Genomic DNA, 20,727 nt, shown 5'->3' on the forward strand with positions numbered 1-20,727 from the left:
TAACAACGATCTTTTTTTAGAGGCTTTTTATTGTATACCATAAGATTGGAATTAGTTATACAGGTTCTTCTTTGATTTCGTATTCCTCTAATTTTGCAGAATGCATATATCGAAGACTGGTATGATAAATACCCTTTGAAATGATTTTTGCCATATTCAATACTAGGCTTAATCTAGTATTCTGAAGAACTAGAAATTCCATAAATCCGCTTATATTAACAATTCCCGTAATATGAATATTTCCAACAGGTGGAAGCTCTTTTTTTACGCCGCTTCCTGGTTTAACAGGTCCATCTCCTATTTGAATTACACCAACGCTTTTCATTCTGCCTAGACAGGCATCTATTCCGATAATATAAGGATTAAGATGTTTTTCATGTATTTCCTTTAATTTATCCTCTAAATTAAGTGCATGAATTGGTTCATCTAATGTTCCATAGACATGAAAAGGAGATATATTCTTTTCACTTAATAGAGTTCCAATAAGCGGACCTAATGAATCTCCAGTAGAACGATCGGTTCCAATACAAACAAAGACAATTGGTCGAGTAACAGAAACAGATGGTAAATGTTTAGATAATGAATCGGCAATTTTAAAAGCTGCTAACTGTTCATCATGTGCTATTCTAATGGGAAGTTCGTTTTTTTCGAAAAGGCTGGAATATAAGGTCATTGAATCTACTCCTTTATCATTTAAGATTCGATAAAATCTATAAAGAAAGCAATTATCGTGATCAGTTAGATTCTGTTAAGTATCTATCAATTAAGATGGAAATCTATCGAACCATGAGATATTTTTATGCAGAATAATTGTAGTATTCAGTATATGGAAAAGAGACAAATTCTATACATATACATAAAAATAAAGGAAAAAAGAGTGATACAGTAAGCGGATAATCCATTATAATAAGGGCAAAAGTCCTGCATTTATTAGGGTGCTTACTACTACAAAGCATGTAGAAAAACTGTTAAAATAAACTTACCCAATATGAAGGCTGTTAAAGAGTAAAATAGAAAAATAGTTAGCATTATTTTCATTCCATAAAACATAGAGCATTAATACGTAAATTATGTTGTATGAACAGAGAAAAAAAGGAAGATAATTTAGTAGAAGTTTATATTTAGAGGTGTCTAGATGGATGAGAATATAAAAGAAGGTATAGATAATCTCATGAATGAGAATTTTTGGAGTAGTCTTGGGTTTGGGGCATTAAAGATTGTACTTATATTTCTAATTAGTGGAATGATTATTAGAATTGGAAAAGCAGCGGTACGAAATATATTTAAAGTAAGAACTCATTCTTCCTTACGCGTATCAGAGAGAAGAGAAGCAACATTAATTAAACTTTTGGAAAATACAATTACTTATGTCGTTTATTTTATGGCAATCATGATGGCGTTATCTGTTTTTAATATTGACGTTAAGGCCTTGTTAGCAGGAGCGGGAATTGTTGGCCTTGCGGTAGGTTTTGGTGCCCAAAGCCTTGTTAAAGACATTATTACAGGATTCTTTATTATCTTTGAAGATCAATTTTCTGTCGGAGACCAAGTACGTATTGGGACATACGAGGGAGTAGTAGAAGAGATTGGATTAAGGACAACCAAAATCAAAGGCTTTACAGGAGAAGTGAATATTATTCCTAATGGAAGCATTATAGAAGTAACTAATTTTTCTATAAACAATAGTAAAGCAATTGTAGATGTAAGTATTGCCTATCAAGGTGATATTAATCGGGCAGAAAAGGTTATACAGGAATTGATTGAAAAACTACCAGAGCAATATGAGGATATTGTCGGTGTTCCAGAATTATTAGGTGTACAAAATATCCAAGCATCAGAGGTTATTATTCGTATAGTTGCAGAAACTTTGCCAATGAAGCACCATGCCATCGCAAGGATTTTAAGAAAAGAAATAAAGAATGTTCTAGATGAAAATGGTATTGAGAGTCCTTTCCCAAAATTAGTCATGTATTCACAACCACAATAGTTTGTTCAAGGAGGAAATATGGAACAGAAAGAGTTTGGTCTAAATGATGTAGTTGAGATGAAAAAAGCCCATCCTTGCGGTACAAATCGCTGGAAAATAATTCGGTTAGGGATGGATATCCGAATTAAATGTGAAGGATGCGAACATAGTGTTCTCATTCCAAGAAGAGAGTTTGCAAGGAAAATGAAAAAAGTTTTAGTAAAGCATGAAGAATAGTACTTTTTATCGGAAAGGCAGCAAATAAAGATAGTTGTTGTCTTTTTTGGTTCGAGGAAAAGGAACACTACTTGTCTTTTTCCCTCGTTAAAACTATAATTGTTAAAGGTTTAGAATAATAATGAAATTACTTTCTATTTTGTACGATGGAGATAGATAGTTTATATAAGGGAGTGGCATAATGGCGTTAACTGCTGGAATAGTTGGTTTGCCTAACGTTGGTAAATCTACATTGTTTAATGCAATTACACAAGCAGGTGCAGAATCAGCGAACTATCCGTTCTGTACAATTGATCCAAACGTTGGAATTGTAGAAGTACCAGATCAACGTTTAACAAAATTAACAGAATTAGTACAACCGAAAAAAACAGTACCTACAACTTTTGAATTTACAGATATTGCCGGAATTGTAAAAGGGGCAAGTAAAGGGGAAGGTCTTGGCAATAAGTTTTTATCTCATATTCGTGAAGTAGATGCTATCTGCCAAGTAGTACGTTGTTTTGCAGATGATAACATTACCCATGTATCAGGAAAAGTAGACCCTATTTCTGATATAGAAACAATCAACTTAGAATTAATTCTTGCTGATTTAGAATCAGTAGAGAAAAGAATTGGCCGAGTTGGAAAAATGGCGAAGCAAAAAGATAAAGAAGCTGTTGCTGAATTAGAAGTATTAGAATTACTTAAGGCTGCTTTTGAAGAAGAAAAACCAGCAAGAACGGTTGAGTTTACAGAAGAACAGGCAAAAATTGCTAAAGGACTACATCTTTTAACAATTAAGCCTGTATTATATGTTGCAAATGTAGGCGAGGATGAAATCGCAGATGCGGCGAATAATGAATATGTAAAACGTGTAAAGGATTTTGCAGCAAATGAAGGTGCTGAAGTAATTGTCATCTGTGCGAAAATCGAAGAAGAGATTGCAGAGCTTGAAGGAGAAGAAAAGGAAATGTTCCTGCAAGAGCTTGGAATCGAAGAATCTGGTTTAGATCAGTTAATTCGTGCAACATACCATCTTCTTGGATTAGCTACTTACTTTACAGCAGGCGTTCAAGAAGTTCGTGCATGGACATTTGTACAAGGGATGAAAGCACCACAATGTGCAGGAATTATTCATTCTGATTTTGAAAGAGGCTTTATCCGTGCGGAAACTGTTTCATATGATGATTTATTAGCAAGTGGCAATATGGTTGCTGCAAAAGAAGCTGGTAAAGTTCGTTTAGAAGGTAAAGAATATATAGTTAGAGACGGCGATATTATCCATTTCCGTTTTAACGTATAAGGAAAAATTAAGGCGCTGTGAATTGTAGCAACAAACTTTACGAAAACAGCCCCATGAATTAGAACAACACGCATAAAAAAGATTACTTTAGTACATTTATGGTGCTAATAAATCTTTTAATGCGTGTTTTTTTGTAAATAATAATGTACACTCTTTTTACAATTCTTTAAAACTATCCAAGCATGGCAATGATAAGCTAGGAATAGCTATAACTAACTGATAAAAAGGGAGTGGAATTTTTGAAAATTGCCATTTTCACAGACACTTATTTTCCTCAAGTGAATGGTGTTGCACAGACGTTGAAGAGGCTTAGTAACCATTTGGAAAAAAAGCAAATTTCTTATCAAGTATATTCTCCAGAAAATAAATCTTCTACTACATACCCAAATATCAACCAATTTCCTAGCCTTCCATTTTTTGTTTATCCAGAGTGCCGGACAGTTATTACGAACCCAAGAAAGATAGAAAATAATCTAAAACAGTTTAAACCAGATCTAATTCATCTGGCTACACCTTATATGATGGGACTGTATGGATTATTCGCTGCCAAAAAATTAAATATCCCAGTTGTTTCTTCTTATCACACTAATTTTGATCAATATCTTAAATATTATCATGCTTCCTTACTAGAGCCATTTTTATGGAAATATTTAAAATGGTTCCATCAATCAACAGAAAGAATTTTTGTTCCCAGTAACGAAACCCAAAGAAAATTAGAGTCATTGGATTTTCGAGAATTAAAAGTTTGGGGAAGAGGGATTGATTCTAAACTTTTCACGCCAAACATCGATGCGAAAGAACAAATTAGAAGGAAGTACCATATCAGAGAAAACCATATTTTATTGTATGTAGGGAGATTAGCTCCAGAGAAAGATTTGGCTACATTAAATGATATCGTGGATAAATTGCCCTCGAATATAAAGGAATCAGTCCATTGGCTAATAGTTGGAGATGGACCAAATAAGGAGGCTTGGAGAGAAAAGGAAAAGTCACAACAAAATATTACATTGACTGGTTATATAAAAGGGGATGACTTGGCAAGGATATATGCAGGAGCCGACCTTTTCGTTTTCCCATCCTATACAGAAACCTTTGGAAATGTTGTATTAGAAGCAATGGCTTGTGGAACTCCAGCAATTGTTGCTAATGAGGGTGGCGTAAAAGACTTTGTCATAGATCATATCAATGGCAGAATATGCAAAAAACAAAATGCTGAAAGCTTTCTTCAAGCTATTAGCGAATTGTTATTTGATGAAAAGATGAGAGGGAGCATGGGGAGAGAAGCTAGAATCTATGCGTTAACGCAATCATGGGACACAATTTTTGATGGATTGTTATGCGAGTATTGTGAAGTACTTCAAACCCGACAAGGATTAAATAAAAAGTATGCATAAAAGTCTAATTAAACGAAGATAAAATAGTAATAGCTTATGTTATTTTTAGTACATTGCCATTTGAAACGAAGTATGCTATACTTTTACCTTGTGAGTAATGTATAGTTGCTCCTTGCCCAACTATGGGCCGTCTAGACCAAAAGGAGGTGAAAGTGATGAAAAAGTACGAAATTATGTACATCATCCGTCCAAATATTGAAGATGAGGCTAAGAAAACACTTGTTGAGCGTTTCAACGCTATTCTTACAGATAATGGAGCGGAATTAGCAGAATCAAAAGAGTGGGGTAAACGTCGCCTTGCATATGAAATCAATGATTTCCGCGATGGTTACTATCAATTAGTAAAAGTTAACGCTGCACCAGTAGCGGTTGAAGAATTCTCTCGTTTAGCTAAGATCAACGAAGATATCATTCGCCACATCGTAGTTAAAGATGAAGCAAAATAATATATAAACAATGTTTCACGTGAAACATTTTAGATGGAAGGGAGTTGAAACTGATGATGAATCGGGTAGTTCTTGTTGGCCGTTTAACTAAGGATCCGGAGTTGCGCTACACACCAAGTGGAGTTGCTGTTGCAACGTTCACACTTGCTGTTAACCGTACCTTTACAAATCAGCAAGGTGAAAGAGAAGCAGACTTCATTAACTGTGTTATTTGGAGAAAACCAGCAGAAAACGTTGCTAACTACTTGAAAAAAGGAAGTTTAGCGGGTGTCGATGGTCGTATTCAAACGCGTAGCTATGATGGACAAGACGGAAAGCGTGTATATGTAACCGAAGTATTAGCAGAAAGTGTTCAGTTCTTAGAACCTAGAAACAGCTCTGCTAATAATAGAAGTGACAACATGAATTATGGTGCCCCAAGAGAACAAGATAATCCTTTTGGAGGATCAAATAATTATCAGAATCAGCGACCTCAAACAAATAGAAATAATCAGGATTATACGAAAGTGGATGAAGATCCATTTGCAAATAGCGGTCAAATCGATATTTCAGATGATGATTTACCATTCTAATGTAATTTTGATGATCAAAAAAGGAGGTTAATCTCATGGCAATGGGTGGACGCAGAGGTGGCCGTGCTAAACGTCGTAAAGTATGTTACTTTACAGCTAACGGCATCACTAAAATCGATTATAAAGATGTAGATTTACTAAAAAAATTCATCTCAGAACGCGGTAAAATTTTACCTCGTCGTGTAACAGGTACAAGCGCTAAATACCAACGTAAATTAACGATTGCTATTAAACGTGCACGTACTATGGCTTTACTACCATACGTTAGTGGAGAATAATTAGCCTATAAAAAACCCTATTAGACTTTTGTTTAATAGGGTTTTTGTATTATTTTGGGAAAATGAACCACTCTGTCGCATTTTTTTCTGTCCAATACAATACCTACATCATTATTTGGAAAAGCTTCTTTTTTTGTACTGCTTATGTCCTAAAGATGTCTGCTTTATTTTTATTCTAGTATTTCTTCTGAGTAACTTCGTTGAAGAAGAATCAGAATGATAGTAAAATATTAAGTGATGATGCAAACCCTTTCTGGTTATGTATATCCTATATCCTATATCCTCTATTATTTGGATAACCGAAGAGGGATAGACCTTTTTATATTTTAATTTAGTTTAATGGGGTATAATAGTATCAGGTATAAAGAATACATAGCAAGGATTATGTGAAATCTCACGAGTTTTAGGAGGAGAAAAATTGCCTACTTTTTTAGAGAAAGGATCCATACGGTATCCATTAATATGTTTAATCGGTATTACCATTATCATGCTTGGAATCCTCTCTTTTTATAACTGGGTATTTTCCTTAATTGGGTTAGTCCTTTTTGTTACCCCTTTTTATTTCATCTTACGAATAGAAAGTCGTCAAAGAAAGGAAACGGAAGAGTATATAACGACTCTTTCCTACCGAGTCAAAAAGGTGGGGGAAGAGGCCCTAATGGAAATGCCGATAGGAATCATGCTTATAAATGATGACTATTATATTGAATGGACCAATCCCTTTTTGGCATCTTGTTTTGCAGAGGATACACTTGTTGGAAGGTCATTATATGATGTTTCACCATCGATTATCCCCTTAATTAAACAAGAGGTCGAAACAGAAATCATTACATTGCATGAAAGGAAATTTCGAGTTATTCATAAAGTGGAAGAGCGCCTTTTATATTTTTTCGATGTTACAGAGCAAACGCAAATTGAGAAGCTTTATGAAGATGAACGTACTGCAATTGCGATTATCTTTTTAGATAACTATGATGATTTAACACAAGGGATGGATGACCAGACGAGAAGTAGCATCAATAATACTGTTACTGCCATTTTAAATAAATGGGCTACAGATAATGGAGTATTATTAAAACGAATATCTTCTGATCGCTTCATTGCTATTTTTAATGAACATATTTTACAAAGCTTGGAGAAAGGGAAATTCACCATATTAGATGATGTTAGAGAATTAACAACAAAGCAGAATGTTCCTTTAACACTCAGTATTGGGGTAGGATCAGGCGTATCCTCCTTGCCAGAGCTAGGGAATATTGCGCAATCTAGCCTTGATTTAGCCCTAGGAAGAGGCGGAGATCAGGTTGCAATTAAACAGCCGAATGGTAAAGTGAAATTCTATGGTGGAAAAACTAATCCAGTAGAAAAACGAACAAGAGTTAGAGCCAGAGTTATTTCCCATGCTTTAAAAGAATTAGTCTTAGATAGTGACAAAGTTATTATAATGGGACATAAAAATCCTGACATGGATGCTATTGGCGCAGCAATTGGAATTCATAAAGTTGCTCAAATGAATCAAAAAGATGCATTTATCGTCATTAATTTTCAGGAAATAGATACAGCTGTTAGAAGGCTGCTAGAAGAAATTAAAAAGCAAGAGTCTCTATTTATGAAATTTATTACACCTGATCAAGCTTTAGAGATGGCAACAGGGGATACTTTGCTAGTAGTTGTTGATACACATAAGCCTTCTCTAGTGATAGAAGAGCATTTATTGAATAAAATAGAAGATGTAGTAGTAATTGACCATCATCGACGAGGTGAGGAATTTATTGAGAATCCACTTCTTGTCTATATGGAACCATATGCTTCTTCAACTGCTGAACTTGTTACTGAATTATTAGAATATCAACCAAAAAGTGTTAAAATTGAAATGCTAGAAGCAACAGCTCTGTTAGCAGGAATTATTGTTGATACGAAAAGCTTTACCTTAAGAACAGGAGCTCGAACCTTTGATGCAGCGTCCTATTTAAGAGGACAAGGAGCAGATACAGTTCTTGTTCAGAAGTTTCTCAAAGAGGACATTGAAAACTATGTGAAAAGAGCGAAAATAATTGAAAATGTTCAATTTTATAAAGAGGGTATTGCAATAGCCACTGCCAAAGAAGGCGAAGTAGTGGATAGTGTTCTGATTGCACAAACAGCAGATACTTTATTAACAATGGATGGAATCATTGCCTCGTTTGTAATAGCTCCTAGAGGAGAAACAATGATGGGTATAAGTGCTCGCTCTTTAGGAGAAATCAATGTCCAAATTATTATGGAAAGCTTACATGGTGGAGGCCATTTAACCAATGCAGCTACCCAGCTTTCAAATATGCCAATGGAAGAAGTAGAAGCAAGACTAAAGCTAGCAATAGATGAGTATTTCGAAGGGAGAAGAAAAGAATGAAAGTAATTTTTCTAAAAGATGTAAAAGGTAAAGGGAAAAAAGGCGAAGTGAAAAACGTTGCAGATGGTTATGCACATAACTTTCTTTTAAAACAGGGATTGGCTGTCGAAGCAAATGCATCAGCAGTTAGTACGCTAAATGCTCAAAAGAAAAAAGAAGAGAAACAAGCGATGGAAGAACTAGAAAAAGCAAAAGAATTAAAAGAAAAGCTGGAAAAAGTAACAGTTGAGCTGCATGCCAAATCAGGTGAAGGCGGCAGATTGTTTGGATCTATTACAAGTAAGCAAATTGCAGATGAATTAAATAAAAAGCATCAAATTAAAATCGATAAAAGAAAAATTGATTTAAATGATGCTATTCGTTCTCTAGGCGTGACAAAGGTTCCCGTAAAGCTTCACCATGAGGTTTCAGCAACTTTAAATGTACATGTTAAGGAATTAAGCTAATATTGGAAGTTCCATTTATCTCTAAACATGTTAAAATAGAATAAGATTAAGAAAATGTGATACAGGTTTAGCTGGTCACATTTTTTGTTTGACTGATTTTTAACAAAAAATGTAGATGAATATTAGAGCTTTATAAAAAGATATATCATTTTAAATAGGTAATTGGAAAGAAGAGAAAAAGGAACAGCTGTTACAAAAATACCTTTCTTTAGCAGGAAGGATGCTCTTTTTGTAAAATAGATTGTTGCTTTTTTTAATCTAGGCTATGTTTTTTATCATATCCTCTCATTTTAAGGAGGTTTTATAGATTGAGTGAAGTTTTAAATGATCGAATGCCCCCACAGAATATTGAGGCAGAACAAGCTGTACTCGGGGCCATTTTCCTTGAACCACAAAGTTTAACATTAGCTTCTGAGATCCTTATACCAGAAGATTTTTATAGAGGCGCACATCAAAGAATATATACGACAATGCTGAAATTAAATGACGAAGGAAAAGCAGTCGATTTAATTACAGTGACATCAGAGTTAGCAGCAACCAATAATTTGGAGGATACAGGTGGAGTCAGCTATTTAAGTGAGTTGGCTGCTTCGGTACCTACTGCTGCAAATATAGAATATTATGCAAAAATTGTGGAAGAAAAGTCATTGTTGCGCCGCTTAATTCGAACAGCAACGAATATTGCCCAAGATGGGTATTCACGTGAAGATGAAGTAGAAGCTTTATTAAGTGAAGCAGAAAAGAATATTTTAGAAGTAGCACAGCGGAAAAACGCTGGGGCGTTTCATAATATCAAAGATGTTCTTGTTCGAACATACGATAATATTGAAGAAATGCATAATCGCAAAGGCGATATTACAGGGATAGCAACAGGGTTTGCTGAACTTGATAAAATGACGGCAGGATTTCAGCGAAATGACTTAATTATCGTTGGAGCAAGACCATCTGTTGGTAAAACGGCCTTTGCCTTAAATATCGCTCAGAATGTTGCTGTAAAAACAGGTGAAAATGTAGCCATTTTTAGTTTGGAGATGGGAGCAGAGCAGCTTGTCATGCGTATGCTATGTGCAGAAGGGAATATAGATGCCCAGCGTCTACGTACAGGATCGTTAACAGATGAGGACTGGGGAAAGCTAACGATGGCAATGGGAAGCTTGTCCAATGCAGGTATTTTCATTGATGATACACCAGGGGTAAAGATTACAGATATAAGAGCAAAATGCCGTCGTCTAAAGCAAGAACACGGCTTAGGAATGATATTAATTGATTACTTACAGCTAATCTTGGGAAGTGGCCGTGCTGGTGAAAATAGACAGCAAGAGGTATCGGAAATTTCTCGTTCCTTAAAACAGCTTGCACGTGAACTTCAAGTGCCTGTCATTGCCTTATCTCAGTTATCACGGGGTGTAGAGCAAAGACAAGATAAGCGTCCGATGATGTCCGATATCAGGGAATCAGGAAGTATTGAGCAGGATGCGGATATTGTAGCCTTCTTATATCGTGATGATTACTATGATAAAGAATCAGAAAGCAAGAATATTATCGAAATCATTATTGCGAAACAGCGTAATGGTCCGACTGGAACCGTACAGCTAGCCTTTGTAAAAGAATACAATAAATTCGTTAATCTAGAACGGCGTTTTGAGGATGGTGCGATGCCGACAGGGGCCTAATAAAAAAGATTAGTAGTTTTAAAGCTACTAATCTTTTTTTATGCTTTTTTTAGATGAATAAATGCATCAATAGGAGCAAATACTACAAAATTATCTATCTTTATTTATCAGTTTTTACGAACATAACTTTAATTGATTAAAAAGATTGTTCGTGTTTTGTTGACTTTTATGTTAAAAAGTTGGTAAAATAGGAATGTTTGATTAAGGATATAATAAAAAGATATAGAAACCTGTGGAGGTGCTCTAGGATATGTCATCAGTAGTGGTGGTAGGAACGCAGTGGGGAGACGAAGGAAAAGGTAAAATTACCGATTTTCTATCTGAAAATGCAGAAGTGATTGCACGTTATCAAGGTGGTAACAATGCAGGACATACAATTAAGTTTAATGGCGAAACGTATAAATTACACTTAATTCCATCTGGGATATTTTATAAAGAAAAAATTAGTGTTGTTGGAAACGGTATGGTAGTGGATCCAAAAGCAATTATTGCGGAGTTAAAGTACTTACATGACCGTAATGTTACAACAGATAACTTACGAATTAGCAATCGTGCACATGTTATTCTTCCTTATCATCTGAAATTAGATGAAGTGGAAGAAGAAAGCAAAGGTGCTAACAAAATTGGAACAACGAAAAAAGGCATTGGACCAGCTTATATGGATAAAGCTGCACGTATTGGTATCCGTATTGCTGATTTATTAGATAGAGAAGTATTTGAAGAAAAACTTGCAAGAAACTTAGTGGAAAAAAATCGTCTGTTAGAGCGCATCTATGAAACAGAAGGCTTTAAATTAGAGGATATTTTAAATGAATATTATGAATATGGTCAACAAATTAAGCAATATGTTTGTGACACTTCTGTTGTATTAAATGATGCATTAGATGATGGACGCAGAGTTCTTTTTGAAGGTGCTCAAGGGGTAATGCTTGATATTGACCAAGGTACTTATCCATTTGTCACTTCTTCTAATCCAGTAGCTGGAGGCGTAACAATTGGTTCAGGTGTTGGGCCAACTAAAATTAAACATGTTGTAGGTGTATCAAAGGCCTATACATCAAGAGTTGGAGACGGACCTTTCCCAACAGAATTAAATGATGAAATTGGAAACCAAATTAGAGAAGTTGGTCGTGAATATGGAACAACAACTGGTAGACCACGTCGTGTTGGCTGGTTTGATAGTGTAGTAGTTCGACATGCTCGTCGTGTTAGTGGTATTACAGATCTTTCTCTAAATTCCATTGACGTTTTAACAGGAATTGAAACGTTAAAAATTTGTGTTGCTTATAAATACAAAGGGGAAGTAATGGAAGAGTTCCCAGCAAGCCTAAAAGTATTAGCAGAATGTGAGCCAGTATATGAAGAGCTACCAGGCTGGACAGAAGACATTACTAGCTGTAAAACACTAAGCGATCTTCCGGCAAATGCTCGTCATTATTTAGAAAGAGTATCACAGTTAACTGGGATTCCATTATCTATGTTCTCTGTTGGGCCGGATCGTACACAAACAAATATTATACACAGCCCTTGGAGACAAATCTAAACATGAAAATAAAGGTCGTTCTAAATTTTGAACGACCTTTGTTTTTCCAAGTAGATAGATGGGTATGAGAGAATACAGACTACTTTGTTTGAATTAAAGAGACGATTAACTTATTCTTAATGGTTGTTGGCTAGCATTTGAATTTGCGATAATGGTAAGGTTGTGGATTTATAAACAAACGCAAAAAAGTACATTAATCTTAAAAGGGAAATGTAGCTTAGAGCAAAATAAAAAAAAATTAAAAAAGTTTTAAGAAAAGTATTGCTTTTTATTTTGATAATATGCTAATATAAAAAGCGTCGCAAATGACAAAAACAAAAGAGACAAGCTCATAATAGGAGCCATTAGCTCAGTCGGTAGAGCATCTGACTTTTAATCAGAGGGTCGGAGGTTCGAATCCTCCATGGCTCACCATTTATAGATATCAATCATGGCCCATTGGTCAAGCGGTTAAGACACCGCCCTTTCACGGCGGTAACACGGGTTCGAATCCCGTATGGGTCATAATATCTTTTAGAGATATTATGCAAAAAATGGTCCGGTAGTTCAGTTGGTTAGAATGCCTGCCTGTCACGCAGGAGGTCGCGGGTTCGAGTCCCGTCCGGACCGCCATTTTTTCTTCCTATGCATTTGCATATTTTATATACATTTATCTTATACATAATGAAGACAAGTAAATAACGACCTTTGCTTAAATGTTAGAGCTAAGCATTTGTCACCATAGTTTGGCTCAGTAGCTCAGTCGGTAGAGCAAAGGACTGAAAATCCTTGTGTCGGCGGTTCGATTCCGTCCTGAGCCACCTTGATTTTGTATTCACAACGAATGTTCGTTGTTTTTTTTATGCCCAAATTATTTCCCTGTAAATAAACCGCGAAAGATCCTTTCTATTACAAATCTCTGCATAACATGATAATAATACAACAATTTCATTACAATATAATAGCAAAACATTATTTCCTTTAAATATATGCTAAAGTAAATGTATATGCCTTCTTCATAATAATCTTTATATATAAAGTGAATTACTAGCAGGGAGGGGAATTATTTTACTGTCTAGTGAAGAATAAGTAGAGGCTATAATAGATAAAAAAAGGACAAGGAAATCCATTCTAGGAAAGGATTTCCTTGTCAAAATTAAGGGAAAATGAAACTCATATATATAGACGATTATCTAGTATAAAAGGTTTCAATAATTTAGCTATCTTCATTTGTATTTTTTTCTTATAGTAAAATGAGGCTCTTTCTATTGCTATACTATGAATTGAGGTCATATACAATAGCCTAAAAAGGATGTTTCGATAATGAATGATGCAGGGAGATTTCCCATGCATTGGAATGAAGTAGAATAATCGGAAATGGTAACCCTCTCTTATAGAGGGATTTTTTAATCCTCAATGGATGAAAGATTCAGTGGGCTTATAGAGAAAGCTTCACTGTCTTTTTTATTTGTGGCTATTTAGAGGATAAAGCAATGATGAGAAAGTAGTCATCAAGCGATCTAAACAAAGAGGATAAAGCTAACGTATCACTAAACTTATAATAGAAAAAAAGTGATTATATAAATTTAAAATGGTAAAGTAGACAGTAGAAGTAAACAATAAAAGTATGGAAGTTACGATAGATAAACTTTGATAGAAGGAGAATACCTGAATGAATAAAAAGATTTTAGTTGTAGATGATGAAAAACCAATTGCAGATATTCTGCAATTTAATTTAAAGAAAGAAGGCTTCGAAGTGTATTGTGCTTATGATGGCAATGAAGCCCTAGAGAAAGTGGAAGAAATCCAGCCAGATTTAGTATTGCTTGATATTATGCTTCCGCAAAGAGATGGCATGGAAGTATGTCGTGAAGTCAGAAAGAAATATGAAATGCCCATCATTATGTTAACGGCAAAGGATTCAGAAATAGATAAGGTTTTAGGGCTAGAATTAGGTGCAGATGACTATGTGACAAAGCCTTTTAGTACAAGAGAGTTAATTGCACGTGTAAAAGCAAATCTTAGACGACATCAGCAAGTTTCATCTGCTGCAGAAGAAGAAAAAGAAACGAATGAAATTGAAGTTGGTTCCCTTATTATTCATCCAGATGCTTACATCGTTTCAAAAAGAGGCGAAATGATCGAGCTAACGCATCGTGAGTTTGAATTACTTTATTATTTAGCAAAACATATAGGACAAGTTATGACTAGAGAGCACTTGCTTCAAACAGTATGGGGCTATGACTACTATGGTGATGTACGAACAGTCGATGTAACGGTAAGAAGATTAAGAGAAAAGATTGAAGATAATCCTAGTCATCCGACTTGGATCGTGACAAGAAGAGGCGTTGGCTACTATTTAAGAAATCCTGAGCAGGAGTAAATTTATTAATGAAAAAAGTAAGTTTTTTTCGTTCTATTCATTTGAAGCTTGTATTAGTTATTGTTTTGCTTATTCTTATTTCTATTCAAATAATTGGGGTTTATTTTGTAAAAACCCTACAAACAACGCTATTAGACAGTTTTAAAATATCGATTCAAGAGAAAGTAAATATTTTATCTATCTATTTAGAAGAGCAGCTCGTAAAGGAACGATTTGTTGAAAACGGTGATTCAACATTAGAGGAAGATATCAAAAGAATTTTAAGTGATAATAATTCATCTGATATTAAAGAAATCAGAGTTGTTAATAGTAATGGCATTATCGTTGGAACCTCTGATCCGGAAAACCAACATTTGGTCGGCCAGAAAATGGTTGATGTTTCGGTAAGGAGAGTTCTCTCAAACGCCTCTCAACCGGATAATCCAATTAAGCAGAAAAACGGTGAGAAAATCTATGAGCTGATTACGCCTATAAAAACAAATGGGGATGAAATAGTCGGAGCCATTTATTTAGAGGGCAAGATTGAGAATGTCTATAAACAAATTGACAAGATCAATCAAATCTTTCAAAAAGGAACGATTATCACTTTATTTGTAACGGCAATATTAGGAGTCTTATTAGCAAGAACGATTACAAAGCCTATTTCAGATATGCAAAAGCATGCCTTTGCTTTATCGAAGGGGAATTTCTCCAGAAAGGTTAAAGTATATGGTTTTGATGAGATTGGACAATTAGCAATCACGTTTAATAATTTAACAAAGAAGCTTCAAGAATCACAGGCAACAACAGAAAGTGAGCGGCGAAAATTATCATCTGTTTTAGCCTATATGACAGATGGAGTAATTGCAACAGATCGAAAAGGGCGAATTATTCTTATAAATGAGCCAGCTGCAAAGATGCTAGATGTTTCACGTGAAACAGTACTCTCGGAGCCAATTATTAATCTCCTTGATCTTAATGGGAAATATACATTTGAGGAGCTATTGGAGGAAAGAGAATCGGTTATTTTGGATTATAGTACTCATTATGAGCCATATATTTTACGGGCTAATTTTTCGGTTATACAAAAAGAGACAGGGTTTGTTAATGGTTTGATTACGGTCCTCCATGATATTACGGAGCAGGAAAAAATTGATATGGAAAGAAAAGAATTTGTAGCGAATGTTTCCCATGAATTGCGTACCCCGTTAACTACGATGCGCAGTTATGTAGAAGCTTTATATGATGGAGCTTGGAAAGATGAAGAATTGGCTCCAAAATTCTTAAATGTCACCCAAAATGAGACCGAGAGAATGATACGCTTAGTAAATGACTTATTGCAGCTTTCTAAATTAGATAGCCGTGATTATCAGTTAAATAAAGAACTTGTTGATTTTATCGTTTTTTATAATCGAATTATTGACCGTTTTGAATTGACGAAACAACAAAATGTTAGCTTCATAAGAAAATTGCCAAAGAAAGCAGCATTTGTTGAAATTGATGAAGATAAATTAACACAAGTACTAGATAATATAATTTCCAATGCAATGAAGTACTCTCCTGAAGGTGGAAACATTACCTTCTCCATTAAGGAACAGGAACAGCAAATAATCGTAAGTGTATCAGATAATGGTGTTGGTATACCGAAAGAAAATATTGATAAAATATTTGATCGTTTCTATCGTGTTGATAAAGCGAGAACACGAAAGCTCGGTGGAACTGGACTTGGCCTTGCAATCGCAAAAGAAATGGTAGAAGCACATGGGGGAAGAATTTGGGCATCCAGTAAAGAAGGCAAAGGAACAAAAATATCTTTCACCCTACCGTATATTCAATCTGAAGAGGATGATTGGGGATGAAATATGAGAGTGTAAAAAGCGGTATTTTAATCTTTCTCGTAGCTTTAAGTGTGTTATTATATTATCTCCTTTGGACAGATCAGGGTGGGGAATTTGATTCAATTGGTAGTGGGTCAACTACTGCTCTGGAGGAATTAGGAGAAACAAAGGAAGTAAGTGAAGTTGTAAAGCCAGACGGAATTTACCAACACATAGATGGGAATCATTATGGTACAATTTCAAGGGAAGAAATAGATTCTATTATCCAGAAGCTTAAAGAATTTGAGTATGGAGATTTTCGTAATATAACTTCAAAAGTAGAAAGTGTAGCAAGCTTTTTAGAAGAGCAGGATAATAGTTTGGAAATAAGATTTCCAGGACAAGTTCCTTTTCGAATTTACAAAGATATTTTAAGAGTAGATCAGGATAATTCCTTTGATTTTGATACGATTTTGTTTTCATATAAGGATGGAAAGGTTTATTTTCTGTCTAAAGAAACGGGGAAAGTATATGAAACATCGGTACGATCGAAATATGTTGAGGAACTGAATCAATTTAAAGATAGTGTCTTTAATGAAAAAACAGTGTATTCTACCTATTTTTCGTATAAACCAAATGATCAGTATTTAATTTACTTACCTAGTGAGAAAAGGGAAGTCAATAAATACAAATATTTTACGAGACAAATCGAATCTATTCGATTGAAAAGAGCATTATTTACTAATCCTAGTATCGCCCAAAAAGAAATTTTAACAAATTGGGAAGAGTATACAGACGATTCGGGTTTACTTAGAATATATAAAGATACCCATATTGTCAGCTTCTTTAAACCTTCTGGCATTTCGAACGAAACGATTCAGAAGCATATCATTAATAATAGTATCGATCTAATCAATCAGCGAGGTGGCTGGATTAATGACTATTTATATGTGGGACGAGATGAAGACAGAAAGATAACCTTTCGTTTATACAACACAAATGGAATGCCTGTGTTTAATTTGAAAACAGAACTATCTGATATTCGTTTGTTCTGGGAAAATAATAAGGCGAAGCGCCTTTTAACTAGTAATTTAATTATTATTAATACAACTACTCCGTTTGATTTTTCAAAAGAGACGGTTTCATCAGGAGAAGAGGTTTTACAATATCTCCAAAATAATAAAAAGTTAAAGACAGAAAAACTCCAGAATATTGTGATGGGATATGATATGCAGGTCGATTCGCAAAATATCGTTTCCTTAGAACCAACCTGGTTTTACCAATATGATAATAAATGGTATACCTTATATTCGGAAGGAACAGGAGGCAACTTAGATGGACTGGAGTAAGATAAAGACCATATTTATTATTGCCTTCTTAATATTGGATGTATATCTAATTTATGAATATATAAAGATTAAAGAATACCAACGGGCGGATGACTATACAACAGAGCCAACGACCAATACGCTTTCACGGTTAGGAATTAAATATGATAAAGAAAAGCTTCCAGTCAATAACCAAAAGGATCAATATTTATCAGCGAAGTCGAAGAAATTCACGGATGATGAGATCAAAAAGATGGAAAAAGGGCTATTAAGTGGTCAAGAAATTACCGTAAGAGATAGCATATATCTTCAAGCAGTGTTAGTGGAGCCAATTAGTATTAAAGAAGATTTTGACCCAGAGGAGTTAACTGAATTTCTGTTTAATCAAGTGCTTAACGGTTCAGAGTATCGCTTTTGGGAAAAGAGTGGGAATACCATTACGTATTATCAACAGCATGCTGGAAAGACATTATATCGAAATCCAAAGGGTGAAATTACCTTTAATGTAAATGAAGAGAACAAAATCGTTTCCTATAACCAGACGTATTTGGAAAAAATTCAAGAAATGGATGAAAAAGAAAACATTATTCAGCCGTTGGATGTTATTCTGAACTTATTTACAAATAACTTCATAGAAAGTGATTCGTATGTAAGCTATGTAGAATTAGGCTATTATACACAGCTTGATACATCTGCACAATTGCTTGCTCCAACTTGGAAAGTAACAGTGGATGAAGAAGACTTTTATGTAAATGCTTTGGACGGGGCAGTTATTCAACCAGAAACAGAGGAAATGAAATTGGAGTGAGAGAAAAATGCGGTTTAGTGTTCTCGCAAGTGGCAGTACAGGAAATGCCATCTTTGTTGAAACAGAAGATCATTCCTTTTTAGTTGATGCTGGATTAAGCGGAAAGCAAATGGAAGGCTTATTTCAAGGCATTGAACGGAAAATGAGTGATTTAAAAGGGATATTAGTGACACATGAGCATAGTGACCATATTAAAGGGGTAGGAATTGTTGCAAGAAAATATAAATTACCTATCTATGCAAATGAAAAAACGTGGAAAGCAATGGATCCCTTAATCGGCGAAATTCCCACAGAGCAGAAATTTCAATTTGATATGGAAACCGTTAAGACATTTGGCAATTTATCCATTGAATCCTTTGGCGTATCCCATGATGCGGCAGAGCCAATGTTTTATGTATTCCATGAAGGAGAGAAAAAGCTCGTACTAATCACAGATACAGGTTATGTTAGTGATCGAATGAAAGGAATCATTTCCAATGCAGATTCCTATGTGTTTGAAAGCAACCATGATGTGCAGATGCTGAGGATGGGAAAATATCCATGGAATATTAAAAGACGTATTTTAAGCGATGTAGGGCATGTCTGTAATGAAGATGCAGCAATTGCAATGAGCGAGGTAATTGGAGATCGCACAAAGCATATTTATCTTGCTCACCTAAGCTTAGATAATAATATGAAGGATTTAGCCAGAATGTCAGTTGGACAGACATTGGAAAGCCGTGGAGTCGGGTTAGGGGAACAGGTTACTTTATTTGATACAGATCCTAGAATACCGACAAAAATGATGGCAATATAAGTGGATAAAAAAAGCGGATACTTGGTTATTCGCTTTTTTCTGTGAAAATAAATATGGGTTTAAACAAGATCAGTTGTGTTAATGATATTATTAATGCAATTTTTGCAATAGGAAAGCAGAGGTACCTGAATTTATGGTATCTCGAATATCTTTTTTAACTTTTGTCTATACTGCTAATTTATGTTGACTCATGGTAGGGTTCTTTGTTCTTTAGCATGTGATAGATGATTGTAAGCATTCGATGTCCAATGGCAACGAGTGCTTTTTTCTTTCCTCTTCTTGCAGCTAGTGACCAATATTTAGCGGATAACCTGGTGTTTTTACTTCGTGATGCTGCCCACGCAGCTTCGCAAAGTGCTGACTTAATATGGGGGTTTCCTTTCACCGTCCGTGTGCTTTTTCTTTTCCCTGCACTTTCATTATTTCCTGGTGATAATCCTGCCCAGGAAGCAATATGTTTGGAAGTCGGAAATTGTTCCATATTTACTCCGATTTCTGCAATTATTGTAGCTGCTGTATCTTTTTTAATACCTGTCATCGTGACAATGATATCCACTTCTTCTTTGTAGTCTTTTAAGATTTCATCTATCCTTTTTTCAATATCTGATATTAACTCTTCTAGATAGACAATGTGCATCCAAGATTGTTTGATAAGAAATAATTGGTGGTCATTTATCGTACCAAACAAGGAGTCTGTAATTGACTGTTTTTTATGAGCCATTCGACCATGAATTCTTTGTTCAACGTCTTTTTGATCTAAGTAACCATTAGACATTAGTTGTTCTAAAAGTTTCCTGCCGGAAACTCCAAATACATCTGAAATTACTGTACTTAATTTGATATTTGAAGTCTCAAGTACCTTTTGGATTCGATTCTTTTCAGATGTCATATGACCAATCCATTTCTTGCGGAGACGAGTTAGATCCCTTAGATTTCTTATGTCCTCTGGAGGAACAAAGCTCTTCTCTATTAATCCATGTCTTAATAATTTGGCAATCCATTCTGCATCTGACACATCTGTCTTTCTACCGGGAACGTTTTTGATTCTTTGTGCGTTTGCCAAGGTAATATCAAAAAAATCTTCTAAGATGTTATAAACAGGTTTCCAGTAAACGCCAGTGCTTTCCATCGCAATATGAGTTACCTCTTTTTCTTCTAACCACTTTAGAAGCCGAAACAAGTCTTTAGTCATAGTAGGAAATGTTTCATTTCAGTTTCTTTTACCAGGTCTGCCTCTGATTCACCCATTAGGACACAGGCTACAATAGTCTCTGAGTGAACATCCAAGCCAGCACACCGTTTGTACAATGTTTCCATTTGTTCAACCTTCCAGAATATATTCCACAAACAGTGGAATGAATTTGAAATTAAGCATTTTTCTGTTCGTAGTCATCTCTCATAGGAGAGA

The 20,727-nt window shown here is 35.0% G+C and carries 17 protein-coding genes, 4 tRNA genes and 1 pseudogene; 20 read left to right on the top strand and 2 right to left on the bottom strand.

Annotated features, from left to right (window positions below):
* Positions 1–55 precede the first annotated feature (55 nt).
* A complete protein-coding gene (gene yyaC / locus ACWNMZ_RS02960; protein WP_349204548.1) occupies positions 56–673 on the bottom strand; it encodes a spore protease YyaC in 618 nt (205 codons plus the stop codon).
* A 462-nt stretch (positions 674–1,135) separates the two neighbouring features.
* Here yyaC and ACWNMZ_RS02965 point away from each other — a divergent pair, with 462 nt between their 5' ends.
* The 20 genes from ACWNMZ_RS02965 to ACWNMZ_RS03060 all read left to right on the top strand — a co-directional run bounded on the left by ACWNMZ_RS02965 (position 1,136) and on the right by ACWNMZ_RS03060 (position 19,319).
* Positions 1,136–1,987, top strand: a complete 852-nt coding sequence (locus ACWNMZ_RS02965) for a mechanosensitive ion channel family protein (protein WP_349204546.1) — start codon at positions 1,136–1,138, stop codon at positions 1,985–1,987.
* 18 nt (positions 1,988–2,005) lie between these two features.
* Positions 2,006–2,203 (top strand): DUF951 domain-containing protein, encoded by a 198-nt coding sequence (locus ACWNMZ_RS02970; protein ID WP_031535589.1) that lies wholly within the window; start codon positions 2,006–2,008, stop codon positions 2,201–2,203.
* 181 nt (positions 2,204–2,384) lie between these two features.
* Positions 2,385–3,485 (top strand): redox-regulated ATPase YchF, encoded by a 1,101-nt coding sequence (gene ychF, locus ACWNMZ_RS02975; RefSeq protein WP_349204545.1) that lies wholly within the window; start codon positions 2,385–2,387, stop codon positions 3,483–3,485.
* 239 nt (positions 3,486–3,724) lie between these two features.
* Positions 3,725–4,879 (top strand): glycosyltransferase family 4 protein, encoded by a 1,155-nt coding sequence (locus tag ACWNMZ_RS02980; protein ID WP_349204543.1) that lies wholly within the window; start codon positions 3,725–3,727, stop codon positions 4,877–4,879.
* A 155-nt stretch (positions 4,880–5,034) separates the two neighbouring features.
* Positions 5,035–5,325 carry a 30S ribosomal protein S6 gene (gene rpsF / locus ACWNMZ_RS02985; RefSeq protein ID WP_031535583.1) on the top strand — a complete coding sequence of 97 codons (291 nt, stop codon included), beginning with the start codon at positions 5,035–5,037 and terminating at the stop codon, positions 5,323–5,325.
* A 53-nt stretch (positions 5,326–5,378) separates the two neighbouring features.
* Positions 5,379–5,897: a single-stranded DNA-binding protein gene (gene ssb, locus ACWNMZ_RS02990; protein WP_109768485.1), complete on the top strand. Its 519-nt coding sequence runs from the start codon at positions 5,379–5,381 to the stop codon at positions 5,895–5,897.
* 41 nt (positions 5,898–5,938) lie between these two features.
* Entirely contained in the window at positions 5,939–6,175 is a 237-nt protein-coding gene (gene rpsR / locus ACWNMZ_RS02995; protein ID WP_031535579.1) for a 30S ribosomal protein S18, read from the top strand.
* 418 nt (positions 6,176–6,593) lie between these two features.
* A complete protein-coding gene (locus ACWNMZ_RS03000; protein WP_048718139.1) occupies positions 6,594–8,567 on the top strand; it encodes a DHH family phosphoesterase in 1,974 nt (657 codons plus the stop codon).
* Entirely contained in the window at positions 8,564–9,013 is a 450-nt protein-coding gene (rplI, locus tag ACWNMZ_RS03005) for a 50S ribosomal protein L9 (RefSeq protein ID WP_109768486.1), read from the top strand. The genes ACWNMZ_RS03000 and rplI overlap by 4 nt, the downstream gene beginning before the upstream one ends.
* Positions 9,014–9,321: 308 nt before the next feature.
* Entirely contained in the window at positions 9,322–10,686 is a 1,365-nt protein-coding gene (gene dnaB, locus ACWNMZ_RS03010) for a replicative DNA helicase (RefSeq protein ID WP_031535572.1), read from the top strand.
* A 250-nt stretch (positions 10,687–10,936) separates the two neighbouring features.
* Positions 10,937–12,229 carry an adenylosuccinate synthase gene (locus tag ACWNMZ_RS03015; protein ID WP_031535569.1) on the top strand — a complete coding sequence of 431 codons (1,293 nt, stop codon included), beginning with the start codon at positions 10,937–10,939 and terminating at the stop codon, positions 12,227–12,229.
* A 338-nt stretch (positions 12,230–12,567) separates the two neighbouring features.
* Positions 12,568–12,643 (top strand) — tRNA-Lys (locus ACWNMZ_RS03020).
* Positions 12,644–12,661: 18 nt separating this feature from the next.
* Positions 12,662–12,733 (top strand) — tRNA-Glu (locus ACWNMZ_RS03025).
* Positions 12,734–12,764: 31 nt separating this feature from the next.
* Positions 12,765–12,841: transfer RNA gene (locus tag ACWNMZ_RS03030), tRNA-Asp, on the top strand.
* Positions 12,842–12,956: 115 nt separating this feature from the next.
* Positions 12,957–13,029 (top strand) — tRNA-Phe (locus ACWNMZ_RS03035).
* A gap of 851 nt (positions 13,030–13,880) precedes the next feature.
* The gene (gene yycF, locus ACWNMZ_RS03040; protein WP_048718265.1) at positions 13,881–14,591 is read left to right on the top strand and encodes a response regulator YycF; all 711 of its coding nucleotides are present in this window, start codon (positions 13,881–13,883) and stop codon (positions 14,589–14,591) included.
* Positions 14,592–14,599: 8 nt separating this feature from the next.
* Positions 14,600–16,429, top strand: coding sequence for a cell wall metabolism sensor histidine kinase WalK (gene walK / locus ACWNMZ_RS03045; RefSeq protein ID WP_109768487.1), 1,830 nt, complete (start codon positions 14,600–14,602; stop codon positions 16,427–16,429).
* On the top strand, positions 16,426–17,736 hold the full coding sequence (locus ACWNMZ_RS03050; RefSeq protein WP_154708542.1) for a YycH family regulatory protein: 1,311 nt from the start codon (positions 16,426–16,428) through the stop codon (positions 17,734–17,736). The genes walK and ACWNMZ_RS03050 overlap by 4 nt, the downstream gene beginning before the upstream one ends.
* The gene (locus ACWNMZ_RS03055; RefSeq protein ID WP_031535564.1) at positions 17,723–18,523 is read left to right on the top strand and encodes a two-component system regulatory protein YycI; all 801 of its coding nucleotides are present in this window, start codon (positions 17,723–17,725) and stop codon (positions 18,521–18,523) included. The genes ACWNMZ_RS03050 and ACWNMZ_RS03055 overlap by 14 nt, the downstream gene beginning before the upstream one ends.
* Positions 18,524–18,530: 7 nt before the next feature.
* The gene (locus ACWNMZ_RS03060; protein ID WP_031535561.1) at positions 18,531–19,319 is read left to right on the top strand and encodes an MBL fold metallo-hydrolase; all 789 of its coding nucleotides are present in this window, start codon (positions 18,531–18,533) and stop codon (positions 19,317–19,319) included.
* Between the two features lie 178 nt (positions 19,320–19,497).
* On the opposite strand, the pseudogene ACWNMZ_RS03065 reads toward ACWNMZ_RS03060, so the two are convergent.
* Positions 19,498–20,636, bottom strand: a pseudogene (locus ACWNMZ_RS03065) (IS110 family transposase).
* Positions 20,637–20,727 lie beyond the last annotated feature (91 nt).

The sequence above is a fragment of the Niallia sp. Marseille-Q9988 genome (genome assembly GCF_976954375.1).